Raw genomic sequence first — 21516 nt, 5'->3', positions numbered from 1 at the left:
TCAATTATTTTGTTTGTAAAAACTGGATGAGGGCCAATACAGAATCGTTCACCTTGTCAAAGACCAACGATGGCATTACACCTAAAGCCAGGGCAATAATAGCCAGTGGCGCAAGCGTCAATTTTTCCCGAAGGTTCAAATCGGTAAGCGCTATTTTCCAGATGCTGCCGCCTTTTAATGATTCCTTGCCAAAGAACATGCGTTGCAGTGTCCATAAAAAGTAGGCTGCTCCTAACAGGATGCCCACGGTACCGCAAACGGCCATCCAATAAGGCAACAGGCCGTTTACACTATGCGATTTAAAAGTACCTGCAAGGGTAAAAGCTTCGGCCACAAAAGCCGAGAAGCCGGGTAATCCCAAAGAGGCAAAAAAAGCGATCATTACAAAGGCAGTATATTTAGGCATCAAGGTGCCCAGTCCGCGGAAATGGTAAATATCCCTGTCGTGCACACGGTTGTAGATAACACCCACCAAAAAGAACAGCATGGTTGATAAAAAGCCGTGGCTTACCATTTGCATTACCGCGCCGCTGATGCCTTCGGCAGTTTGCGAAGCTATACCCAGTAATACAAAGCCCATATGCGATACGGATGAATAAGCGATCATTCGCTTCAGGTCCCGCTGCGCCAGGGCGTTGAACGCGCCGTATAGTATAGATATAACCCCAATTAAACCAAGCCAAAAGGCGTAGGTAGTAGCTACTTCGGGGAAGATGCCCAGGCAAATTCTGATAATACCGTAGCCCCCTATTTTTAACAGGATACCGGCCAGTATTATAGATACGGGTGTTGGCGCTTCCACGTGGGCATCGGGTAGCCAGGTATGCAATGGTACTATAGGTACTTTAATAGCAAAAGCGATAAACAGTACCACAAAACCAACTGTACGTGCAGACATGCCCAGGATATGCCGATGCGCGGCCAAAGAGAATACCGAACCCTGATCATAATTGGCCGGATTCATCATTTGTACCATGTTGAAGGTATGCGCTCCTGTTGCCGGGTCGGTTACTGATAAGTACAAGCCCACCATCACCAGCAACATAAATACCGAACCAAATAGTGTGTACAGGAAAAACTTAATGGCAGCATATTCGCGGCGCACGCCGCCCCACATCCCTATCAGGAAGTATAATGGCAATAGCATCAACTCGTAAAACAGATAGAATAAAAAGAAATCCAACGCGCAGAATACACCGATAACGGCCATATCCAACAGTAAAAATAACAGGAAGAAACCTTTCAGGTTACTTTTAATTTCCCAGGAGGCAAGCGTAGCAATCACCATTACAAATGATGTCATCACCAGCAGGGTTATAGAAATCCCGTCAATCCCCACAAAATAATCAATCTGCATTTTACCCATGCCACCCAGGTTAAGGCTGATCCAGGGGATTTTTTGCACAAATTGAAACTGCTCCTCATGGTTAATACCACCAAAATTTGCGCCTGTTTTAAAGTTAAGGTACATCCATATGCTGATACCCAACTGGATTAATGTAGCCGCCAGCGTGATATATTTAAAACTGTTACGCATGTTTGATGGCAGCACCATGATGATAATGCCAAAGAGTACAGGTATAAATATGAGTAAGGTTAATATATTCATCAGGTTTATATCAGTATTTTAAAAAGAAACAGCGCCAGTACAATCACCAGCATGCTAAACAAATAGTATTGCACTTTACCGCCTTGAAACTTACGTGCAAAATTGCCAATGCTTTGCACCATAGCGGCCAGCAAATGTAAAAAGCCGTCAACAATGTATTTATCCGTCCAGGCCGAAAAACGGGCCACACAACCGGCCATATTTGCCAACAGGTGCACAAAGCCATCAATGATATTTTTATCAAACCAAAAAAGCGTCTTGCCCAAACCAAGCACAGGTTTTACAAACACTTTTTTGTAGATTTTATCAATATACCATTGATTGTATGATAAACGGTAAAAGAAACCTGTTTGCGAAAAAGCAGAGCTGTTTTGCTTTACGTAGATAGCATAAGCCAGGTACAACACCACCAAACTCACCAGGTTTACTAAAACCGGAATGATGAGGTGATAGGTGCTTTCAAATTTGGCTATGCGTGCAATATCCATTCCCTTAAACAGCCACGAAGTTTCATAGGAGAAAGGATTAAAGGAAAACAGCGGGAACAAACAGCAAATGGCCAATAAAACCACCGGTACTTTGTACTGCCAGCCGCCATCCCTCATGTGCAGTTTTAGATTTGGGTAGATGTTTTGCAGCCTGAAATCGCCAAAGAAAACTTTAAAGATGAGCCTTGCCACATAAAAAGCGGTAAGCCAGCTGGTAATCAAGGCTGTTACCGGGATTATTTTAAACCATGTATTTTTGCCATCGCTCCATTCAAAGGCCTGGATCAGGATGCCATCTTTGGATAAATAACCGGATGTAAGTGGTAAACCAATCAAAGCCAAACCGGCAACAATAGCTACAATAAAAGTAAGCGGCAACTTTTTGCGCAAGCCGCCCATTAATAAAATATCCTGCGGATCGAAATCAAGATGATTATCTTTCTTCACATGCTGCATCTCATGGATAACAATGCCTGCTACTAAAAACAATAAACATTTAAAAAACGCGTGCGTAGCTAAATGAAACAGCGACGATGAATACGCCCCTACCCCCATACCCAACACCATAAAGCCTAATTGCGATATGGTAGAGTACGCCAAAACGCGTTTCAGATCATTTTGGGTAAGTGCTATGGTAGCGGCCATAAAGGCTGTAAAGCAACCCATAACGGCCAATATGGTAAGCTCGGTTGGCGTAAACATGGGATAAACTCTGCCCAACAAAAATACGCCTGCCGCGACCATGGTAGCCGCATGAATTAATGACGATACCGATGTTGGCCCCTCCATCGCATCGGGTAACCAGGTATGTAGTGGAAATTGTGCCGATTTAGCGGCTACAGCTAATAGTATACCTGCAAAAGCAACGTATTGCCACACGGCTGGCAACTGGTAAGAAATACCGTCAACCATCCAGTTGTTTTCATTAGCCGATGTCCAATGTCCCGTTAATAAAACCGACTGGGCAACTATTGAATTACGCCCAAATAAACGATCAATATCAAAGGTGTGGAAAACCAGGAATAATATCAGGATTGCACTTAACAAACCAATATCCCCTATCCGGTTCATGATAAAGGCTTTTTTATTAGCCTGTACCGCTTTATCCCTTGTAAACCAAAAACCTATAAGCAGGTACGATGAAAAACCTACCAACTCCCAAAAACCGTAAAACAGCACCAGGTTATCTACCACCACCAAAGCCAGCATGCTAAAGCAAAAAAAGCTGAGGTAAGTAAAGTACCGGCTATACCGCTCGTCATATTTCATATACGCGGTAGAGTACACATGCACAGGCAAAGCAATGAGAGATACCAGCAACAACATTAAAACGGAAAGATTATTTAACAATATCCCGGCGTACACTTTGGTATTGCCAATAGTAAACCAAACCTGCTGTACGTGCAATTGAGGCGCGTTCCATACCCCTGCAAATACTTTAGCCGATAAGATACAAGCCAGTAAAATAGCCAATGCAGATACCCAACCCGCAACCTTACTTTTTACCGGCAGGCAAAAATTAACCAAAGCAGCAAACAGCGGAAATGCTACAGCTGCAAGGGTGCAGATGATGAGGGTGGTATCGGTATGGGATAGTGTGTTGTTCAAGGTTATTGGGTTGCGATACTTACAGTTTTATTTTTAATGCTTATCAATTTTATAGTATCCACTTTTAAGTTATACAGCTTACCAACTATTTCAGATAATTTACCGGTAATTGGCTTCCCATCTACCTGGTATGAAAAAACATCTGGGGTACGCACCGCTTTAGCATAATCGGCAGATAATGCAGAAAACTTTTGCTGGTAGCTTTGAATCCCGAATTTAATGGTCGTAACTAATATCACACCATTCTTTCCTTCTGCGCCGTATTGTGCGGTTTTCGATCCATCTTTAATAACAGTTACCTCTAAAACATCTTCGGGATTGATTTTATTTAATGAAGATTGATCTATCTTTTTGCCATCGCAAAATACAAAAGGGAATGTTTTAGTATCACCTTCTGAATTATTTGTAGCTGCCCGGGCAGCTGAGTCGGCTTGGTGCTTATTGATTACACAATGCGCATATATCATATCTTCAACAGCAGCGTCATCGCCGAGGTCGCGGGCTTTGTAAAGATCGTCGCAACCGGGTTTTGATTGTTCGGCAGTAAGTTCAATAATACCTTTGTTGGTATATTGGTTTATTTTGGCCACACCCCGGTTGGCATACGCCTCCTTATATTCCGGGTTCAATCCGATAGCTTTATCATAATCAACAATCGCCCCATCCATATCAAACTTAAGACCTTTAGCTGCTCCCCTGTTAAAGTATAGCTCTGCTATTTTGGGGTTAATTTCGATGGCCTTGGTATACAGCGCAATGGCTTCGTCAGATTTATACTGATGTGCTAAGCTATCAGCCTGGCTAAGCAGGTCATTAATCTGTTTTCCGTAGTCTGGCCGGCCATTGGCAAATTTAACAGAATGAATTACCTTACCCAGCTTATCGTATTCTATAAAATCGCCAACCTCAACACCGTTTTTAAAAGTCGCTTCTGTATGTTTTTCACCGGTTTCGTAGTAAGTTAATGACTGCCCATCCCTAAGTTCATTAACTATATTCATTTCAGCCTTCAGATTGCCGCTCTCAAAATACTCTTTAACAGGCCCATCTCTTTTGCCATCTTTCATCGTCAATTCAAAATTCTTCTTCCCATTATCAAAATAACCAATAACTAAACCATCGGGTAAGCCATTTTTGATAGACCCTTTTACTTTTAGTGTACCCGATTTCCCATTGGCAAAAAAATCACCGGTATAAAGTGTATTGGTTTTCGTGTATATTTTGCCGTCAACTTCATGCAGATCCTTCATATCAACCTGGCTAAAAGACTGTTTACAGGCAAGCAGCGCAACAAATAGTAAAACAATTTTGATTTTCTTCATCATTGATCCTTTAAATTATTGATCTTATCAGGATCGATAGTTTTATATTTCCGGTATACGTTGAGGATAATAGCTAAAGCTACCGCGGTTGTGGCGGCGGCCAAAACAATAGCGAATAGCGCGAAGATTTGTCCGCTGTTATTTACAGCATCGTGCTTGCCAAAGGCTACCAGGTTTAATATGGCGGCGTTTAGGATCAGTTCGATGCCAATCAGGATCTGGATGGCGTTGCGCTTAGATATGATCATGTACAAGCCAATGCAAAACAGGGCTGCACTTACAATCAAAAAATCGGTCAGGGTAATCATGCTTCCGGCTCCTTTCTTGACAAGTGGGCCGCGCCTACCAATGCCATTAGCAATAAAACCGAAATGGCTTCAAAAGGCAGCAGGTAGCGCGTCATTAAATTAACACCTATATTATCAATAGTAGCCGTATTGGGCGTTATGGTATTGTTATTGGCGATGGAATCTTTTACCCAGGGCAAATTATCAGCATCGGCCTTTAACACCACATTAATCATCACAATAAAAAACAGCGCCGCCAATAATATGGCAGGCAATTTACCTAAGCTAAAAAACTTGCCTTTTTGCTGCTGCATTACATCCAAGGTCTCTTTACCCGACAGCATAAACGCGAACAGGATGAGCACCAAAATACCACCTACATAAATTACTACCTGGGTTACGGCCACAAAATCGGCCAGGCATAAAACGTACAGACCGGCCAGGGCAAACAGCGTTACAAAAAACACAAAAATACTACGCACCAGGTTTTGAGTTGATGCCGCGTACAAAGCCGACGCGATAGCAATAAAACTCATGAAATAAAACAGCAGGCGGATCAAGCTCATGCTCCTCCCTCCTTTAGTTTCATAGCGGCTAATTTGGCTGCTTGCTTTTCGGCTTGTTGTTTATCAAACAGTGCACGTTTTTCGGCAGCTACCTCTGGCGGCATATCTGAAAACTGGTAAACCAAGTCGCTTAGCTCAAATACGGTTTTATCATATTGATTGGTCATTACAATACACTCGGTTGGGCATACAATAGTACACAGACCGCAATACATGCATTTGGCCATATCGATATCAAATTTGGCCGCATATAAACGCTTGGTGGTACCATCAGATGTTTGACCGATGGCTTCGGTAGCCTTTATGGCTTCAATATCTATACAGTTAACCGGGCAAACCTTAGCGCATAAATCGCATACAATACAATCGTCCATTTCCACATCCAGCTGGTACCGGCCAATTTCGGGCACGGGTAATTCCTGTTTTGGATATTGAATGGTATTGGTGCCGTTCTCCAGTTGTTTAAAGTAATTGGTATCGCTCACGGTAACAATTTTCCTGGCCGAGTTATTGGCAAACAGGTGCTTCACGGTAAGGCTTAAACCTTTCCATGCCGTTGTAAAACCGTTGATTACTTTATTGAACAAATCTTTGAAATTCTAAAAAATAAATTCTAAACTCTAATCGCCAAATTCTAAATCTGAAATCCTTTTTCTAACACTTTTTCCTTGTCTTGATTCTTGACTCTTGGTTCTTGATTCTCTTCCCCCTACATTAGCCACAATCGCCACACACCCGATATCAGCATACATAAAAATGCCAGCGGGGTTAATACTTTCCAGCAGAGGTTCATGAGTTGATCTACCCGGAAACGGGGCAGTGTCCACCTGATCCACATCTGGATGGCTACGAGGCCTAATGTTTTTATAGCTACCCAAAAAATGCCCCACCACATATTGGTTGTCCAGGTAGCCAAATGTACCGGGCCTATGTTTGGCAACGGTGTATTCCAGGCACCTAAAAACAGGATCACGCCTATCATACTCACCAGGAACATCATCGAGTACTCGGCCAAAAAAACCAGCGCGAAGCGGATGCCTGTAAACTCGGTATGGAAACCGGCCACCAATTCTGATTCCGCTTCCGGAATATCAAACGGCGCACGATTACTCTCGGCAAGTGAGGCGATAAAATAGATCACAAAAGCGATGATAAGGTGCGGTGCCCGGAAGATGTTCCAGCTGAACAAACCACCAATTTTGGTTACATCCCAAAAGCCCGCGAACTTTATTTTTTCGACAGCCAAGATCCCTTGCTGCATCGATACCACCTGCAGATCGAGCGTTTGGGCTATCATTACTACCGATATAATGGCAAAACCGGCAGGGATCTCGTAAGAGATGATCTGCGCGGCCGAGCGCATAGCGCCCAATACGGAATATTTGTTATTTGATCCCCAACCTGCCATCAGGATACCCAATGTTTCGATAGAGATGATAGCGAAGATATAATAGATACCCAAATTTATTTTGGATGGGATAAGCCCCGGCCCCCAGGGCAGGGCGGCAAAGCCCATGTAAACGGCGATAAAGATGATAGCAGGTGCCAGCATAAACAGCCATTTATCGGCAGCGGCCGGGATGATGAGCTCCTTTTGGATCATCTTCATAATATCGGCCAGAGTTTGCAACGAACCAAATTTACCGGTTTCGGTTGGCCCGAGCCGGTCTTGTATAAATGCGGAGATTTTCCGCTCGGCATACACACCCGCCAACGCAAAAAAGGCCGAAAAACTGAACAACCCTATAGCTACAATAAAATATGTGATATAATAATTCAAGCGCTTTTTTGCTAAAGCTGCAAACTTACTAAATGTTGGGTTAATTTAGACGACAAGTTTAGTATATATTGATTGGGGACAGAATCAAGAGACAAGAATCAAGAATTAAGACTTTTTAAATATTTTCCAAAAGTGTTGCGTTCGCAACAAGTGAAACAAATATAAAATTTCAATATGTTGATTATCAATTAATTATAATATTTCATATTTTAAAATCGCAACAAAAAGCGCAACAGATTATTGGATTAACGCTGATTGGCAAGATTAGAAGATCACCCTGAATTTATTGATTTAGGCCAGTTAAGAATTAGCGCGCGAATTGACTCAATCAACTTACTCCAACCGAATTAAGCTAATCCAACTCATTCCAACTTAATCAACCACTCAACTAATCAACCACTCACTAACACCTAACCAAATCATTAGCCGCAATGTAAGTCGACTTTACGGGTTCTGAGAAAAACAGGGATGCATGATGATCAAAATCGGCGGTGTCATCTGTGGTGGTAAAAAACTGGCGGGTGCCGGTTTTGGTGAGGCGGCCTTCCATTTCTGGGTGGCGGTGCAGGTAGTCAACCAGGCTTTTGGCGACAATATCGCCCTGCGAAACTACCTTTACATGAGCAGGCAAATTGGCTTCAATTTTATCTTTAATGATGGGGTAATGTGTACAGGCCAGCAACATGGTATCAATATCGGGCGACTGCGCCATAATCTCGTCAAGGTATAGCTTTACAAAGTATTCGGCACCGGGCTGGTCATACTCTCCGTTTTCAATAAGCGGCACCCAAAGCGGGCAGGCCTGCTGATGCACTTTCACATCGGGGAAAAAATTGTTGATCTCCAACAGGTACGATCCTGATTGCACCGTGCCTTTGGTGCCCAGTACCCCTATGTGTTTGGTATCGGTATAATTGCCTACAATTTCGGCGGTGGGGCGTATAACGCCAAGTACGCGTTTTGTTGGATCGGCATTTTTAAGGTCTTGCTGTTGTATGGTGCGCAGCGCTTTGGCCGATGCTGTATTACAGGCTACAATTATTAACGGACAACCTTGTGCAAAAAGCCATTGCACGCACTCCCAGGTATACTCGTGGATAGTTTTAAATGAGCGGTTGCCATAAGGTGCCCGGGCATTATCGCCAAGGTATATATAGTCATAACCGGGCAGCTCCTTATAAATAGATTTAAATACGGTAAGGCCGCCAAAGCCCGAATCAAAAATACCTATAGGTTGCTTGCTCATATACAAACATAAAAAAAGCGCTCCGTAAATACGGGGCGCTCTTTTATAAATGACGGTTGGTTGATATTATTTTAAACCTAATTGCAATTTAACTGCCGGCAACAAATCATCAGCTTCTGGTGATACCAATAAGCTTACTTGTGATGAATCTAAAACGTAAGCGTAACCTTTTGCTTTGGCAACTGCGGTTACAGCAGCGGTAGCTTTATCAAAAAGTGGTTTGCCTAATTCGTTTTTCTTTTGTTCAACTTGTTGTTGAGCGCTGGTTTGCAAATCGTTCATACGCTTTTGAATGTCCTGCAATTCGTTACCTTTTACGGTACGTACAGCGTCGGTCATGGTAGCCTGGTTTTTTTGAAAATCCTGACCTTTTGTGGTATACTCGTTATTCATTGCTGTAAGCTGGTCAATGAATTGTTTTTGGTAAGCCTGAATCTGGGTTGAAACTGTTTTAGTTTCTGGTAGCAAGTCAATCAGCTGGTTAAAATTAATATGACCAATTTTAGTTTGTGCATGGGCAAAGTTGCCGGCAAATATCATTCCTACTGCAACTAAAGCAACTTTAAATAGTTTTTTCATTTTTCTTGTCCTGTGTTTAATAATAGTTCTGTTCTTATTTTATTTAATTCAAAAGTTTACTTGGCTAATACGCCGGGCTTAAGGCCCAATTTGGTAATTACATCAGCGCTTCTGTCAAACCTTGGGTTTGCATACAGCATGATCACTTCACTGTTTTTATCAAACATCATGTCTATATCGTTACTCTCGGCAACAGCTTGTACAGCTTTAGACACCCTATCCTGAATTGGTTTAACCAAGGCAGTGCTTCTTTGTGAAAGCTCCCCATCGGGGCCAAATTTCTGGCGTTGAAAATCTTTGGCGGCTTTCTCTTTATCTACAATTTCGGCCTCACGGCGTTTTTTCATATCTGGCGTCATCAGTATCTGATCGGCCTGGTATGCCTTATATAAACGGTCTATTTCCTGAAATTTACCGTCAACTTCTTTTTGCCATTGATCAGATAACGCGGCCAATTGTTTTTGAGACGATGCATACTCTGGCATGTGCTTTAGAATATACTCCGAATCAACATAAGCAAAACGTTGCGCATAAGCCCCGGCAAATGCTGTAAACGTTAAAATGGCTACTAAAATTATCTTTTTCATATATCGCTGCGCAAATTAATTAAATCCGCCGGATAAACTCTGAGAAATTGTAAAATGGAACTGGCCTTTATTTGCATCTGGTGCACCAGGTATTTTATCAAATCCGTAACCATAATCTAATCCAAGCAATCCAAATATAGGTAAAAATATCCTTGCTCCCACACCTACCGAACGCCTTACGTTAAACGGACTAAACTGGCTGAAATTGTTCCAAACGTTACCACCTTCTGCAAATGTTAACAGGAATATAGTAGCCGACTGGCTGGCAATAACCGGGTGACGCAACTCTAAAGTATATTTATTATAGATGGTGCTACCTGTGTTGTTGTTCTGGTTTTCGTTTGAACCTTCTGGCACAATAGAGAAGTTTTGATAACCTCTTAAACCAATGATCTCGCTACCTTGTAAAAACTGGTAACTCTGCATACCGTCACCACCTAATTTAAAGCGCTCAAACGGCGAAGGACCTACCTCTTTGTTATACATACCCAGGAAACCAAACCTCACCTGGCTCATCAGTACAAACTTACCTACCACTTTGGTAAACCATTGCGCATCGTATTTAAATTTGTAATACTCTACAAAGTGATAACGCTCCTGCGGGGTTGCTACTTTATAGTTAACGTTGTTAAACAATGAATATGGAGGCGTTGCCTGTACCGTAAATTTGATATTTGAACCCTGTGTAGGGAAAATAGGCATATCAATTGAGTTACGGGTTAACTCCTGGGTTAACTTGATGTTGAACGATGTACCGTTGCTAAACAGGTAACCAGTGTAGTTATCCAGGTTATAGTGGTCAAAGTTTAACGAGTAGTTTAATTGGAAATAGTTATCCGGCCATCTTAATTTTTTACCCAAAGTAACACCAATACCATTGATACGCAGGTTATTATAGTAAGGGCTCGATTTTGCATAATACTGTCCGGTTGAACTACCTTGTGTATATGCCGATAATGCAAAGTAAATTGGTTTTTTACCACCTAACCATGGCTCAGAGAATGTGAACGAGAAGTTTTGATAAGTACGACCGCTCGACTGGCCTCTTAAGCTTAATTTTTGACCATCACCTTTTGGCAGTGGTTTGTAAGCTTTAAGGTTAAATATGTTTCTTAACGAGAAGTTGTTAAATGTAAGGCCTAATGTACCCACCAGCTGTCCGCCACCAAAACCACCTGATAACTCAATCTGATCCGAAGGTTTTTCAACAACGTTGTAGATAATATCTACCGTACCATCCTGTGGGTTGATGTTGGTTGGCTTAGGCTCGGTTTTTTGCTCATCAAAGTTACCTAACTGACCAATTTCACGCGCACTGCGGATTAATAACTCTTTATTGAATTTTTGGCCTGGTTTGGTTTGAATTTCGCGCATTACCACCTTATCGTTAGTAACATCGTTACCTTTAAGGCTTACACGGTTAATGGTGTATTGCGGGCCTTCATAAATCCTGATATCCAGGTCAACAGTATCGTTATAAACTTTGGTTTGAACAGGATCTGCGCTAAAGGTTAAATAACCATCATTTAAATAAAGCGATGAAACATCATCATTACTTGGCGTAGGGCCACTTAATCTTTTATTTAATTCATCCTCGCTAAATACATCGCCTTTTTTAATGTGCATGATCCTATCCAGCAATGAGGCTGGATATTTGGCGTTGCCGCTCCATTTTACTTTACCAAAAAAGTATTTAGGACCTTCGTAAACTTTTAGCTTTACGTTAACGGTTTTATCATCGTTTTTCCAAACAGAATCACTAACCAATTCGGCATCGCGATAACCTTTGGCCTGCATTTTTTCAACCAGGTTTACCTTATCCTCGTCGTATTTATCCTGCTTAAATTTCTTTGAACCAAAAACGTTATACCATCTTCTTTTACGTGTTTTGCTCAGGTAACCGCGTAATTCGCCCTGCGAAAACGCTTTGTTACCCTCAAACGTAACGTTGTTGATCATCACCTTGGTCTTTTTATCAACTTTTACATCCAGTATAACACTGTTGGCATCTCCCGGATCTTTGCGTTGCGTCATCACAACGGTAGTATTTAAAAAGCCCTTTTCGTTAAAATGCCTTTTAATGATGGCAGATGTTGTGCTTAGTAGATTTTCGTTTACAATTTTACCGGTTTTATCGGTTAACTTTTTCTGGATGTCTTCAATCTCGCCTTTACGGATACCGGTTATGTGTAACCGTGATAAACGCGGGCGCTCAACAACCACAATTTCAAGATAAACGGTATCCTGGTTAATTTTAGTGATGTTTAACTGTACATCATCAAACAAGCCTTGTTCGTATAATTTCTTTATTACTTCGGCATTACGTTCGCCTGGAATATTGATCCTATCGCCTTTGGTTAATTTTGATAACAATATTAAATTGTCTTTATCCAAATATTTTACCCCACTTACAGTAATACCACCAATAATATAATCGTGCGGATTAAGGTAACTTAAACTATCGGCCGGTATCTGTTTGGTGAGGGGTTGCCTTGGCGAATTGGAAATCTGGGCAAAGGCAGCAGTACCAAAAACAGAGAAAAGAATAGCAAAAAGAAATTTATACATTCGAATATTTTAGTGGGCTAAAATTAATTTATACAGTTGTTAAAATTTGTTAAAAGAAAAAATTTAGTTAACCTGCTCGCTGGTCTTACCAAAACGGCGCTCGCGTTTTTGGTAATCAACGATAGCTTCGTACAAATCTTCCTTTCTAAAATCGGGCCATAGCTTGTTTGTAAAATACAACTCAGCGTAGGCTATTTGCCATAATAAATAGTTACTTATCCGATACTCCCCACCGGTCCTGATCAGTAATTCAGGGTCGGGCATATCATTGGTGAATAAATTACGTTCAAAAACAGTTTCGTTGATATCTTCAATTTCAAGCTCGCCGCTTTTTACCTGCGCCGCTATGTTTTTTGCAGCACGTAAAATTTCGCGCCTGGAGCCATAACTTAAAGCCAATGTAAGAACCACCCCGGTATTACCCTTGGTTTTTTCCATAGCGGCATTAAGCTCCTTTAAACATTTTGCGGGTAACATATCCAAATCGCCTATGGCATTAAGCTTAATGTCGTTTTTCATAAAGCCGGCAATTTCCTTATGGATGGTGCTTACCATCAATTCCATAATAGCCATTACCTCAAATTTAGGACGATTCCAGTTTTCTGATGAGAAGGTATATAGTGTAATATATTTAACACCTACTTTATCGCATCCTTCTACCACATCCCGTACAGATGTTACCCCGTTATGATGACCAAATACCCTCAATTTGCCTTTTTCTTTTGCCCAACGACCGTTGCCATCCATAATGATAGCTACATGCTTAGGCAATTTCAACAAATCAATCTGATCCAAATATTCCATATTGTTCAAATAAAAAGCCGGCGTTATGGCTTATATAAAAGACATGCCTGTTTTATGCGTGTATCAATGCTATGTCTAATAAATATTTGTTTTTTAGACTAATATGCGTTACCAATTAACCGGGCTTAGACATCTAAAATTGCCAAATTTCCGGTTTTTTCAGGGGACAAAGGTAAAACTTACTTTGTATTTTTTTAGTATGCAATTGCAAAAGAAAATCTTATTGTAAATAAAGGCTTTAAATGTCATCAAAAACCCATAAAACGGCATGTATTGAAGGTTAAAGGCGAAAGGTTAAAGGTACATGGCACAAAGGAAAAGGAATAAAGCACATGCTATGTGAAATTTATTATTACACGCTATGTAATGGCTATAAAACAAAAAACCAGGCGCTGATTGCTCAAATGCCCGGCTTTAACGAGGGTGATAAGGATGGTCAATTTTTTAATAAACCCCTTTTTGTTTCAAGGCATCCACATCTGGCTGGGCTATATCAACTATAGAATATATTTGTGTTTGAGAAATGTTAAGTTCATCAAGGGTACTTACCAGGCTGCTGTACTTGGAGTGATCACTTGGCTTTACCAGCACAATCATATTTTTGCCGTATTTGGCCCTGATCATTTTACCGGTTTCAATTAGTGTTTGCCTTAAACCAGCACTACTAAAATTGGTGATGGTTGGCGCGATAACAGGTTTTGCCAGTTCACCAAGGTAGTACATCACCTGGTTGTTTTTGCCCAGGCAAATAGTGAGACTCCTGCTTGCAGGTACTGGTTGACCAATCTCGTCGCTTATTGGCATAGCTACATCCATAGCTTTTCTTTTTTCAAGCGTGGTTGTTAAAATAAAAAAGGTGATGAGCAGAAAGGCCAGGTCGACCATGGCGGTAAGATCGATACGTACATTCATTTTTTTACGACCACGCGCTGCGCCTGAGCGAGGGGTTGAGGAAGCTAATTCGGCCATGACTTTATAGATTTAAGGTTAAATTTAAAAACCAGTATTAAATACCGATTATTTACAAATAACGAACTATAAAATCAATTATTATACATTTTTCAAAATTAAATTTTGAATTATATAATTTAATAGAATTTAATTCTGAAAATAACAGCGCTGGGTTACAAATGTGTAAGAAATGGTGAAGTTGAGCAGAAAATAAGTATCCCGGGGTTTAAAATCGCCGCGCTGGGTGCCGGCAGTACCGATGTAAATCCCTGTTTTTTCGCCCGAGCGATCTGACAAGGCCTTCGCGTAACTGGATGTCAGTTTATTTTTATCAGCATAACTGCCGCTTACGTCATCTAAATAATCGGTAAAAGTATAACGGTATCCAATATCAGCCCCCACGTTAAATTTGCCGTAGATATTGTATTTAATACCCACGCCATAAGGAATAACCACCGTATTGGTGCCATAAGGAGCAGTTTGGCCTTCGGTTTTTAATTGCCTTAAACCATATGTATGCCCGTTGTATTCAGCATGCGGCGCATATGCTGTTATGCCAATACCGGCATATATAAAAGGTGTAAATTTATTAGGCCCCGCATCGGGTATGTATTTCAGAAAATTAAATTCGCCTATGGCTGTCAATTCCTTTATGCCATCGGTAAAACTTAAGTTACGATCACGAAACTGCTGATTGGATGATGTACTATCTGCCGCGCCAAACTTAGCGTAACTAAAAGTTAGCCGGGCCGATAAGTAACCATCAAAATTGCGTTTAACAAATAAACCCGCCGAAGGGCCACTTATTTTTACAGGATTGTTGGGATTAAGATCGCCGATGTAGCCGGCACCGCCTAAAGTGCCCCCTACTTCCCAGGTTTGAGCCTGCAATGTACAAGTAGCGAGTAACAGTAATATTAAAAGTACAATTTTAGGCATTCAACAAATTTAGTAATTACGGGCATCCAGTCCCCATAATAGTTTGTTTCTTAACGTGGTTAAGTAACTTTCATTATTAAGGCGGATTAAATTTAACTGAAAGCCTGCTTTTTCTACATGAAACTTCACGGTTTCATCCATAACAGCCATCCGCGAATCGCATGATACCAGGTATTTGGAGCTGCGGGTTTCAACCTCAAAACACAGTTTGCTGTTATCGGGCAAAATAATTGGCCTTACATTTAAGTTATGAGGCGATACCGGGGTAACTACTATACTTTTTGATTGCGGGAAGATGATCGGTCCGCCGCAGCTTAGTGAATAAGCGGTTGAACCTGTTGATGTTGATATGATCAAGCCATCGCCCCAATAGGAGTTTAAAAACTCATCGTTTAAAAACACATGGGTGATGATCATAGCCGCGTCGTCGCGTTTATGAATGGTAATATCGTTAAGCGCGAAGTTATCGTTACCAAAAGTATCAGCCTTTGAATCTATTTTGAGCAGTTCGCGGCAGTCAAGTGTAAACTCTTTATTTACTACCGCGTGTATGGCGGCATTGATATCACTTTTATTTACACTGGCCAAAAAACCAAGTCGGCCAAAGTTAATCCCGATTACCGGGATGCCCGAATCGCGGATAACGGTAACCATATCTAACAGGGTGCCATCGCCGCCAAGGGTTATAAATACATCTATAAACCCTTTTAACGAATCGGTGGTGTGCAACACGTTGTATTGTACACCTGTTATTTTATCCTGCAAATACTCGTTTAGCAGCTGGTGTACGTAGATATCAACATTGTGGTGGGCCAGGTTATCAAATACCTGCTGAATGTACGGTAGTACCGATGGTTCATTAAATGGCCGGCCGTAAATTGCTATTTTTTGGTTCATTAGTTCATTGGTTCATTAGTTCATTGGTCTTTTTCGCGGAGATAACAATTCAGTTAGGCAACGGCCAGCATTTTGGCAATACCCTTTAGCAACCTTTATTACTCTGTTTTAACTTTTGCGTTCTTACCAATGAACTTTAAATATGCATTTAGTTTGAGATGAATCGATTGAAATTTTTCAAATAGTGAATTAAATTGATCGTCATTTATCAAATTCCTGTTTTTTGATTTTAGTAACTATCCTTTTGTTTCTAAAATTGAACCCCGGCTAAAAAAGCAAAAATTCCGATTTCCTTTGAAATGATATCTGCCGTATCCTTCGGCGATGTTAGCACCTATAGAATCAGCAGAACGTACTATTTGTTTGCCAACAGTATCTTTTGCAAAATGATCCCATCCGCTAACAATCACCCATATTTCATCGCTAAAACCTTCGCCCAATTTGTATACCTCTAAATCTTCAAGACTATAATAACTCATATTTGAACTATTTTCGCGGCCGGCAAACTATCGAACTTTTCACCAATGAACGAATGAACCAGTGAACCAATGAACTAAAGATTTAAATAATTCATGAGGGAATCGTAACGGTCTTTGGCGTTATCGTTATTATCTGTATGGTTAAAGGTTGCTTTAACATCATACTCGTAACGCAAAAATGTGGCTATGATGTTTGATATATCCTGCTTGTTAACTTTTAAGGTTACTTCCATGCGGGTTGAGTCGGGGAAGGTTTGTACGTATGAGCTCAGGATCTGGGCATTATCAGATTCAACTATTTGCGCCATGTGGGCCAGCGAATTGTTTTTGTTGTTGATCTCCAGCACAATGATACCGCCCGGTTGGGATACCGAGGTGATTTGCGCAAAATAATCTGTAATGGCATTTATGGTGATAACACCCAGGTAATTTTGTTTCAAATCTAAAACAGGTACCACCGTAAGCTTACGCTCATGAAAAAGGCGGATAACATCATATACGTGCTGATCTTCGCGAACGTAGGGATTTACCAACGATAACGCTAAGGCGCCAACCTGTGTTTGGTTATCGCTTTCGGCTTGCATGTCATCATCGCTAACCAGGCCTAAAAACTGTTCTTCGTTTACAATTGGCAAATGGCGAACGCGAAACTCCACCATGCGCTCATACACCTTCTGTATCGTATCAGAAGTATGCGCCGGGGGTATCGCATCTGCTATCAGTTCAATTGCAATCATGTTATGCTTTTATTTTATCTAAAAACGCGCTCAACAGTACATTAAATTCCTGGGGACGCTCCATCATAGGCGCATGGCCGCATTTATCAATCCAGTGTAACTCGGAGTTCGGAAACTCTTCATTAAACTCTACAGCCACTTCTGGCGGTGTAATTTTATCATCCTTACCCCATATCAAACAAACCGGCAGGGTCATTTTATGCAGATCCTTTTTCATGTTATGGCGAATGGCCGATTTTGCCATAGCCAATAACCGGAGCACGCTATGCCTATCGTTAATCAGTTTATGAATATCGTTAACCATTTCATCAGTTGCAATGGCCGGATCATAAAAGGTATACTGTACTTTCTCTCTTACAAAATCGATACTCTCGCGGCGCGGAAATGAGCCGCCAAAAGCATTTTCATATAAACCCGAGCTACCCGTTAACACCAGCGCCTTAATATTTTCGGGATGGGCTAAAAGATAAACCAGGGCTACGTGACCACCAAGCGAATTACCCAAAATGGTAATATTGCTCAGTTGTTTAAACTTAATAAACTTATGCACAAATTTCGACAGGCTTTTTACACCTGTAGTAATCAGTGGCATATCGTAAATAGGCAATATAGGTATTATTACACGGTATTTTGATTTAAACTCATCAATTACACCGTCCCAATTGCTTAAGGCTCCCATTAAACCGTGTAGTAGTAACAGTACCTCTCCTTCGCCCTCATCGATGTAACTAAAACCGTGTTCCTCTTTAAGCACGAAATCCATATAAATATTCTGTATTAATTTTCAATTAACTATACCAAAACCCTTTTTAGTATAAAAATGTGTTAATCCGCTATAAAATTAGTTTATCGCGGACGAGTTTCAGCAATTATAGTAATAATTTATCAATGTAGATATTAAGCTTATATTGATAAATTGTTGGTTAACCCAACAATTGCCTTACCACCTCTGAGATTGTTTTGCCATCGCCTTTGCCCGCAAGTTCTTTATTGGCAACGCCCATAACACGACCCAAATCTTTGGCTGAAGTAGCTTCAAGCCTGCTAATGAGGTCCTGCAAATAACCTTCAATTTCAAAGCGACTCATCTGCTGTGGCAGGTACGGCTCAATCACGCGCATCTCTTCCATTTCAATTTCGTACAGGTCTTCGCGGTTTTGCGTTTTATAAATATCTGCCGATTCTTTACGTTGTTTAATCAGTCTTTGCAATACCTTGATCTCACCTTCCTGGGTAAGCTCTTCGGCGGCGCCTTTTTCTGTTTTGGCCAATAGCAAAGCCGATTTAATAGCGCGCAAACCCCTTAAACGGTCTGGCTGTTTAGCCAGCATAGCTAACTTGATATCCTGGTCTATTTGTGTAATTAGTGACATTTATTTTGATTAGTTTTTAGTCCGAAAGTCGGAAAAGACCGAAAGTCCGGAAGATTTTTACCTTATTACAATTATATTTTACTTTCGGACTTTCCCGACTTTCGGACTTCCCGACTTATAATCTACTTCCTATATATATTAGTCGCCGTTGCCTGTGCGGTTGGCATAATCACCAGGTCGTTGATGTTTACGTGGGCCGGGCGCGATGCTGCAAACCAGATGGTTTCGGCAATATCATCGGCAACTAACGGCTCAAAGCCATCGTACACTTTTTTGGCGCGGTCCTTATCACCCTTAAAACGCACTTCCGAAAACTCGGTTTCAACAGCACCGGGATGTACCGCGGTAACTTTTATGCCATATGGCAGCAAGTCGGCCCGCATACCTTTATTTAAGGCATCAACCGCGTGCTTGGTAGCGCAGTATACATTGCCATTAGGATAAACCTCTTTACCGGCTATTGACCCTAAATTGATGATATGACCTTTACCATTATCAATCATCCAGTTTGATACTACCTTGCTTACGTAAAGCAAACCTTTTATGTTGGTATCAATCATGGTTTCCCAATCGTCAATGTCGCCTTTTTGAATGGGGTCAAGGCCCTGGCTTAAGCCAGCGTTATTAACCAGCACATCAACCTTCTTCCATTCGGCAGGAAGTTCGTTCAGGTTTTCAATAACTTCGGCACGGTTACGCACATCGAAGGACATAGCCGTAACTTCTACGTTGTATTTATCATTTAAGTGCGATGCCACTTTGTTTAAGCGGTCTTCGCGCCTGCCGGTTAAGATTAAATTATAACCCTCACGCGCAAACACATGCGCGCAAGCCTCGCCTATACCAGCGGTAGCACCTGTTATTAAAGCAATTTTACTCATAGTAGTAGGATAACTATAGCAGCGAAATTATGTTTTTTAGTTTGAATTATTGTTGTTTGGAGGTAATGTTAGTTGAATGGCGCGGGTTTGTGGGGTGATAACTAACCGGGGGAAGACTCACCCGGTCTACGCTTCGCTGGCCCTGCCCTCTCTCCGGCAAGCCGCAAAGAGGGCTTAAAAATATTGAAAAAATCCTTGCCCCTCTATGCGGCGCAGCCGGAGAGAGGGGAAGACGGGCAAAGCCTCGTCGGGGTGAGTCTTCTACGCCTCCCCCTACTCAAAAAACAAACTAAACACTACCGTATGCAATGACAACTTGCTTATTGGCGCGGCAAAGGGATGATCCTCGGCTACAAGCAGGTTGCCGAAAGAATTGGAGATTTTGATTTGGGGCGATAATTTGAAATATTCAAAATAAATATCGCAACCCAGACCGGCTTCATAGGAGCTGAAGCCGCCCACGTTTTTCACGGTTTTATCAAGCGGATCGAGATTGGATTCGTTTTTTTTGGTACCTATAGCCATTTGATATTTAACCCCGCCCAGTATGTAGGCCCTGAAATCGCCCAGCCTATCCGACTTAATTTTGAACGATAGCGGAATTTCAAACGAGGTGGTTTGTATCTGCTTCACCTGGTTTTGATCGGGGTTGGCGTAGGTGTATGTTAAGTTTCTATCGGCAAAAACCAACGATGGCGTGCTGCGCACTTCAAAATGCTCGGTTAAAGTATATCGGGCTATAAAACCAATGGCAAAGCCGGGGGTACTTTTTGAACTGATACTGTTTACCGAGTCTGTAATATAAGTACCGGTGCCTTTATCAAAAAAAGGACTACGCCAGTTTGGCTTTTTGGTGATCTTAAAATCGCTGGCTACGTAACTGAAGCTAAAACCCCAGCTTAAGTCAACCTGATCGGCACCGCCACCCCATGCAGGTACTATATCGCTTTGCGCCAATAAAAACTGGCTGCAAAACATAAAGCATACAAGTAACAGGTAGCGGGTTTTAATCATTTAACGCCTGTGTATATAGAACAAATACCAAACGCCAATGGCCTGTGTTTGGTATTTTTGAAACCTACTTTATCCATCAAAGCAACAAAACTCTTACCATCTGGAAAAGCGGCAACCGATTCTGGTAAATAACTGTATGCCCTTGCATCTTTACTAAACAGTTTACCAATGCCTGGTGTAATGTAGTTAAAGTAAAAATTATAAAGCTGCTTGATTGGGAATGCCTTAGGTTTTGAAAATTCCAATACCACGGCTTTACCACCTGGTTTTAACACCCGCTGAATATCGGCCAGGCCAACTTCCAGGTTTTCGAAATTACGTACGCCATAGGCCACGGTAACCGCGTCAAATTCGGCATCGTCAAAGGGTAGCTTTTCCGAATCGCCCAATTTCACACCAAACTTATCGGCAAGACCACGTTTGGCTATTTTTTGCTCGGCAATATCCAGCATCCCACGTGAAATATCTACGCCGATGATTTTCTCGGGTTTCAGGATTTTTAAAGCCTCAAAAGCAAAATCGCCTGTACCGGTGGCAACGTCAAGGATTAGTTTGGGTTGATCTTTTTTTAATTCGTTGATCGCTTTTTTACGCCAGATGATATCAATGCCCAGGGACATGAAGTGATTCAAAAAATCGTATGTTTTAGATATATTGTTGAACATATCTGCCACCTGTTCTTTTTTGGTAGCCTGCTCGTTATTGTAGGGAGTTATGGTTTTGCTCATTTTGATAGTAGCGGCAAAGATAGTGATTGTATATTGATTGTTTTATGAGGATACATTAAGTTGACGGGCTTGT

The 21516-nt window shown here is 41.4% G+C and carries 22 protein-coding genes; all 22 read right to left on the bottom strand.

All coding sequences use genetic code 11. The features are described from left to right. Nucleotides 1–4 precede the first annotated feature (4 nt). Nucleotides 5–1609, bottom strand: coding sequence for a complex I subunit 4 family protein (locus QWZ17_RS10720; protein WP_290305197.1), 1605 nt, complete (start codon nucleotides 1607–1609; stop codon nucleotides 5–7). Nucleotides 1610–1614: 5 nt separating this feature from the next. After that, nucleotides 1615–3705 (bottom strand): NADH-quinone oxidoreductase subunit 5 family protein, encoded by a 2091-nt coding sequence (locus QWZ17_RS10715; RefSeq protein ID WP_290305196.1) that lies wholly within the window; start codon nucleotides 3703–3705, stop codon nucleotides 1615–1617. 2 nt (nucleotides 3706–3707) lie between these two features. After that, nucleotides 3708–5030 carry a hypothetical protein gene (locus tag QWZ17_RS10710; protein ID WP_290305195.1) on the bottom strand — a complete coding sequence of 441 codons (1323 nt, stop codon included), beginning with the start codon at nucleotides 5028–5030 and terminating at the stop codon, nucleotides 3708–3710. Then, a complete protein-coding gene (gene nuoK / locus QWZ17_RS10705) occupies nucleotides 5027–5335 on the bottom strand; it encodes an NADH-quinone oxidoreductase subunit NuoK (RefSeq protein ID WP_290305194.1) in 309 nt (102 codons plus the stop codon). Before nuoK ends, QWZ17_RS10710 begins: the two co-directional genes overlap by 4 nt. Continuing rightward, nucleotides 5332–5880: an NADH-quinone oxidoreductase subunit J family protein gene (locus tag QWZ17_RS10700; RefSeq protein WP_290305193.1), complete on the bottom strand. Its 549-nt coding sequence runs from the start codon at nucleotides 5878–5880 to the stop codon at nucleotides 5332–5334. Before QWZ17_RS10700 ends, nuoK begins: the two co-directional genes overlap by 4 nt. Then, a complete protein-coding gene (locus tag QWZ17_RS10695) occupies nucleotides 5877–6467 on the bottom strand; it encodes a 4Fe-4S binding protein (RefSeq protein ID WP_290305192.1) in 591 nt (196 codons plus the stop codon). The genes QWZ17_RS10700 and QWZ17_RS10695 overlap by 4 nt, the downstream gene beginning before the upstream one ends. A 122-nt stretch (nucleotides 6468–6589) precedes the next feature. Continuing rightward, a complete protein-coding gene (locus QWZ17_RS10690) occupies nucleotides 6590–7660 on the bottom strand; it encodes a complex I subunit 1/NuoH family protein (RefSeq protein WP_290305191.1) in 1071 nt (356 codons plus the stop codon). Nucleotides 7661–8063: 403 nt separating this feature from the next. Further along, nucleotides 8064–8906, bottom strand: a complete 843-nt coding sequence (murI, locus tag QWZ17_RS10685; protein WP_290305190.1) for a glutamate racemase — start codon at nucleotides 8904–8906, stop codon at nucleotides 8064–8066. A gap of 66 nt (nucleotides 8907–8972) precedes the next feature. Next, the gene (locus QWZ17_RS10680; RefSeq protein ID WP_290305189.1) at nucleotides 8973–9485 is read right to left on the bottom strand and encodes an OmpH/Skp family outer membrane protein; all 513 of its coding nucleotides are present in this window, start codon (nucleotides 9483–9485) and stop codon (nucleotides 8973–8975) included. A gap of 56 nt (nucleotides 9486–9541) precedes the next feature. Continuing rightward, nucleotides 9542–10072, bottom strand: coding sequence for an OmpH/Skp family outer membrane protein (locus QWZ17_RS10675; protein ID WP_290305188.1), 531 nt, complete (start codon nucleotides 10070–10072; stop codon nucleotides 9542–9544). A 15-nt stretch (nucleotides 10073–10087) separates the two neighbouring features. Further along, nucleotides 10088–12640, bottom strand: coding sequence for an outer membrane protein assembly factor BamA (gene bamA / locus QWZ17_RS10670; protein ID WP_290305186.1), 2553 nt, complete (start codon nucleotides 12638–12640; stop codon nucleotides 10088–10090). Nucleotides 12641–12703: 63 nt separating this feature from the next. Continuing rightward, a complete protein-coding gene (gene uppS, locus QWZ17_RS10665; RefSeq protein ID WP_290305185.1) occupies nucleotides 12704–13444 on the bottom strand; it encodes an undecaprenyl pyrophosphate synthase in 741 nt (246 codons plus the stop codon). A 444-nt stretch (nucleotides 13445–13888) separates the two neighbouring features. Further along, entirely contained in the window at nucleotides 13889–14413 is a 525-nt protein-coding gene (locus QWZ17_RS10660) for an ExbD/TolR family protein (protein ID WP_290305184.1), read from the bottom strand. A gap of 129 nt (nucleotides 14414–14542) precedes the next feature. Next, nucleotides 14543–15334 (bottom strand): type IX secretion system protein PorG, encoded by a 792-nt coding sequence (gene porG, locus QWZ17_RS10655; protein WP_290305183.1) that lies wholly within the window; start codon nucleotides 15332–15334, stop codon nucleotides 14543–14545. Nucleotides 15335–15343: 9 nt separating this feature from the next. After that, nucleotides 15344–16231, bottom strand: coding sequence for an NAD kinase (locus QWZ17_RS10650; RefSeq protein WP_290305182.1), 888 nt, complete (start codon nucleotides 16229–16231; stop codon nucleotides 15344–15346). 236 nt (nucleotides 16232–16467) lie between these two features. Further along, nucleotides 16468–16710, bottom strand: coding sequence for a four helix bundle protein (locus QWZ17_RS10645; RefSeq protein ID WP_290305181.1), 243 nt, complete (start codon nucleotides 16708–16710; stop codon nucleotides 16468–16470). A 74-nt stretch (nucleotides 16711–16784) separates the two neighbouring features. Further along, nucleotides 16785–17447: a CBS domain-containing protein gene (locus QWZ17_RS10640; protein WP_290305180.1), complete on the bottom strand. Its 663-nt coding sequence runs from the start codon at nucleotides 17445–17447 to the stop codon at nucleotides 16785–16787. Nucleotide 17448: 1 nt separating this feature from the next. After that, nucleotides 17449–18210, bottom strand: a complete 762-nt coding sequence (locus QWZ17_RS10635) for an alpha/beta fold hydrolase (protein WP_290305179.1) — start codon at nucleotides 18208–18210, stop codon at nucleotides 17449–17451. A gap of 160 nt (nucleotides 18211–18370) precedes the next feature. Continuing rightward, nucleotides 18371–18820 (bottom strand): GatB/YqeY domain-containing protein, encoded by a 450-nt coding sequence (locus QWZ17_RS10630; RefSeq protein WP_290305178.1) that lies wholly within the window; start codon nucleotides 18818–18820, stop codon nucleotides 18371–18373. 122 nt (nucleotides 18821–18942) lie between these two features. Further along, nucleotides 18943–19701: an SDR family oxidoreductase gene (locus QWZ17_RS10625; protein WP_290305177.1), complete on the bottom strand. Its 759-nt coding sequence runs from the start codon at nucleotides 19699–19701 to the stop codon at nucleotides 18943–18945. A gap of 273 nt (nucleotides 19702–19974) precedes the next feature. Then, nucleotides 19975–20715, bottom strand: coding sequence for a type IX secretion/gliding motility protein PorT/SprT (porT, locus tag QWZ17_RS10620; protein WP_290305176.1), 741 nt, complete (start codon nucleotides 20713–20715; stop codon nucleotides 19975–19977). Beyond that, on the bottom strand, nucleotides 20712–21443 hold the full coding sequence (gene ubiE, locus QWZ17_RS10615; RefSeq protein ID WP_290305175.1) for a bifunctional demethylmenaquinone methyltransferase/2-methoxy-6-polyprenyl-1,4-benzoquinol methylase UbiE: 732 nt from the start codon (nucleotides 21441–21443) through the stop codon (nucleotides 20712–20714). The genes porT and ubiE overlap by 4 nt, the downstream gene beginning before the upstream one ends. Between the last annotated feature and the right edge of the window lie 73 nt (nucleotides 21444–21516).

This window comes from Mucilaginibacter flavus, assembly GCF_030409315.1.
Classification (GTDB): Bacteria; Bacteroidota; Bacteroidia; order Sphingobacteriales; family Sphingobacteriaceae; genus Mucilaginibacter; species Mucilaginibacter flavus.
Note: the sequence above shows the minus strand (reverse complement) of the source record. Positions and strands in the feature narration are given on the sequence as shown.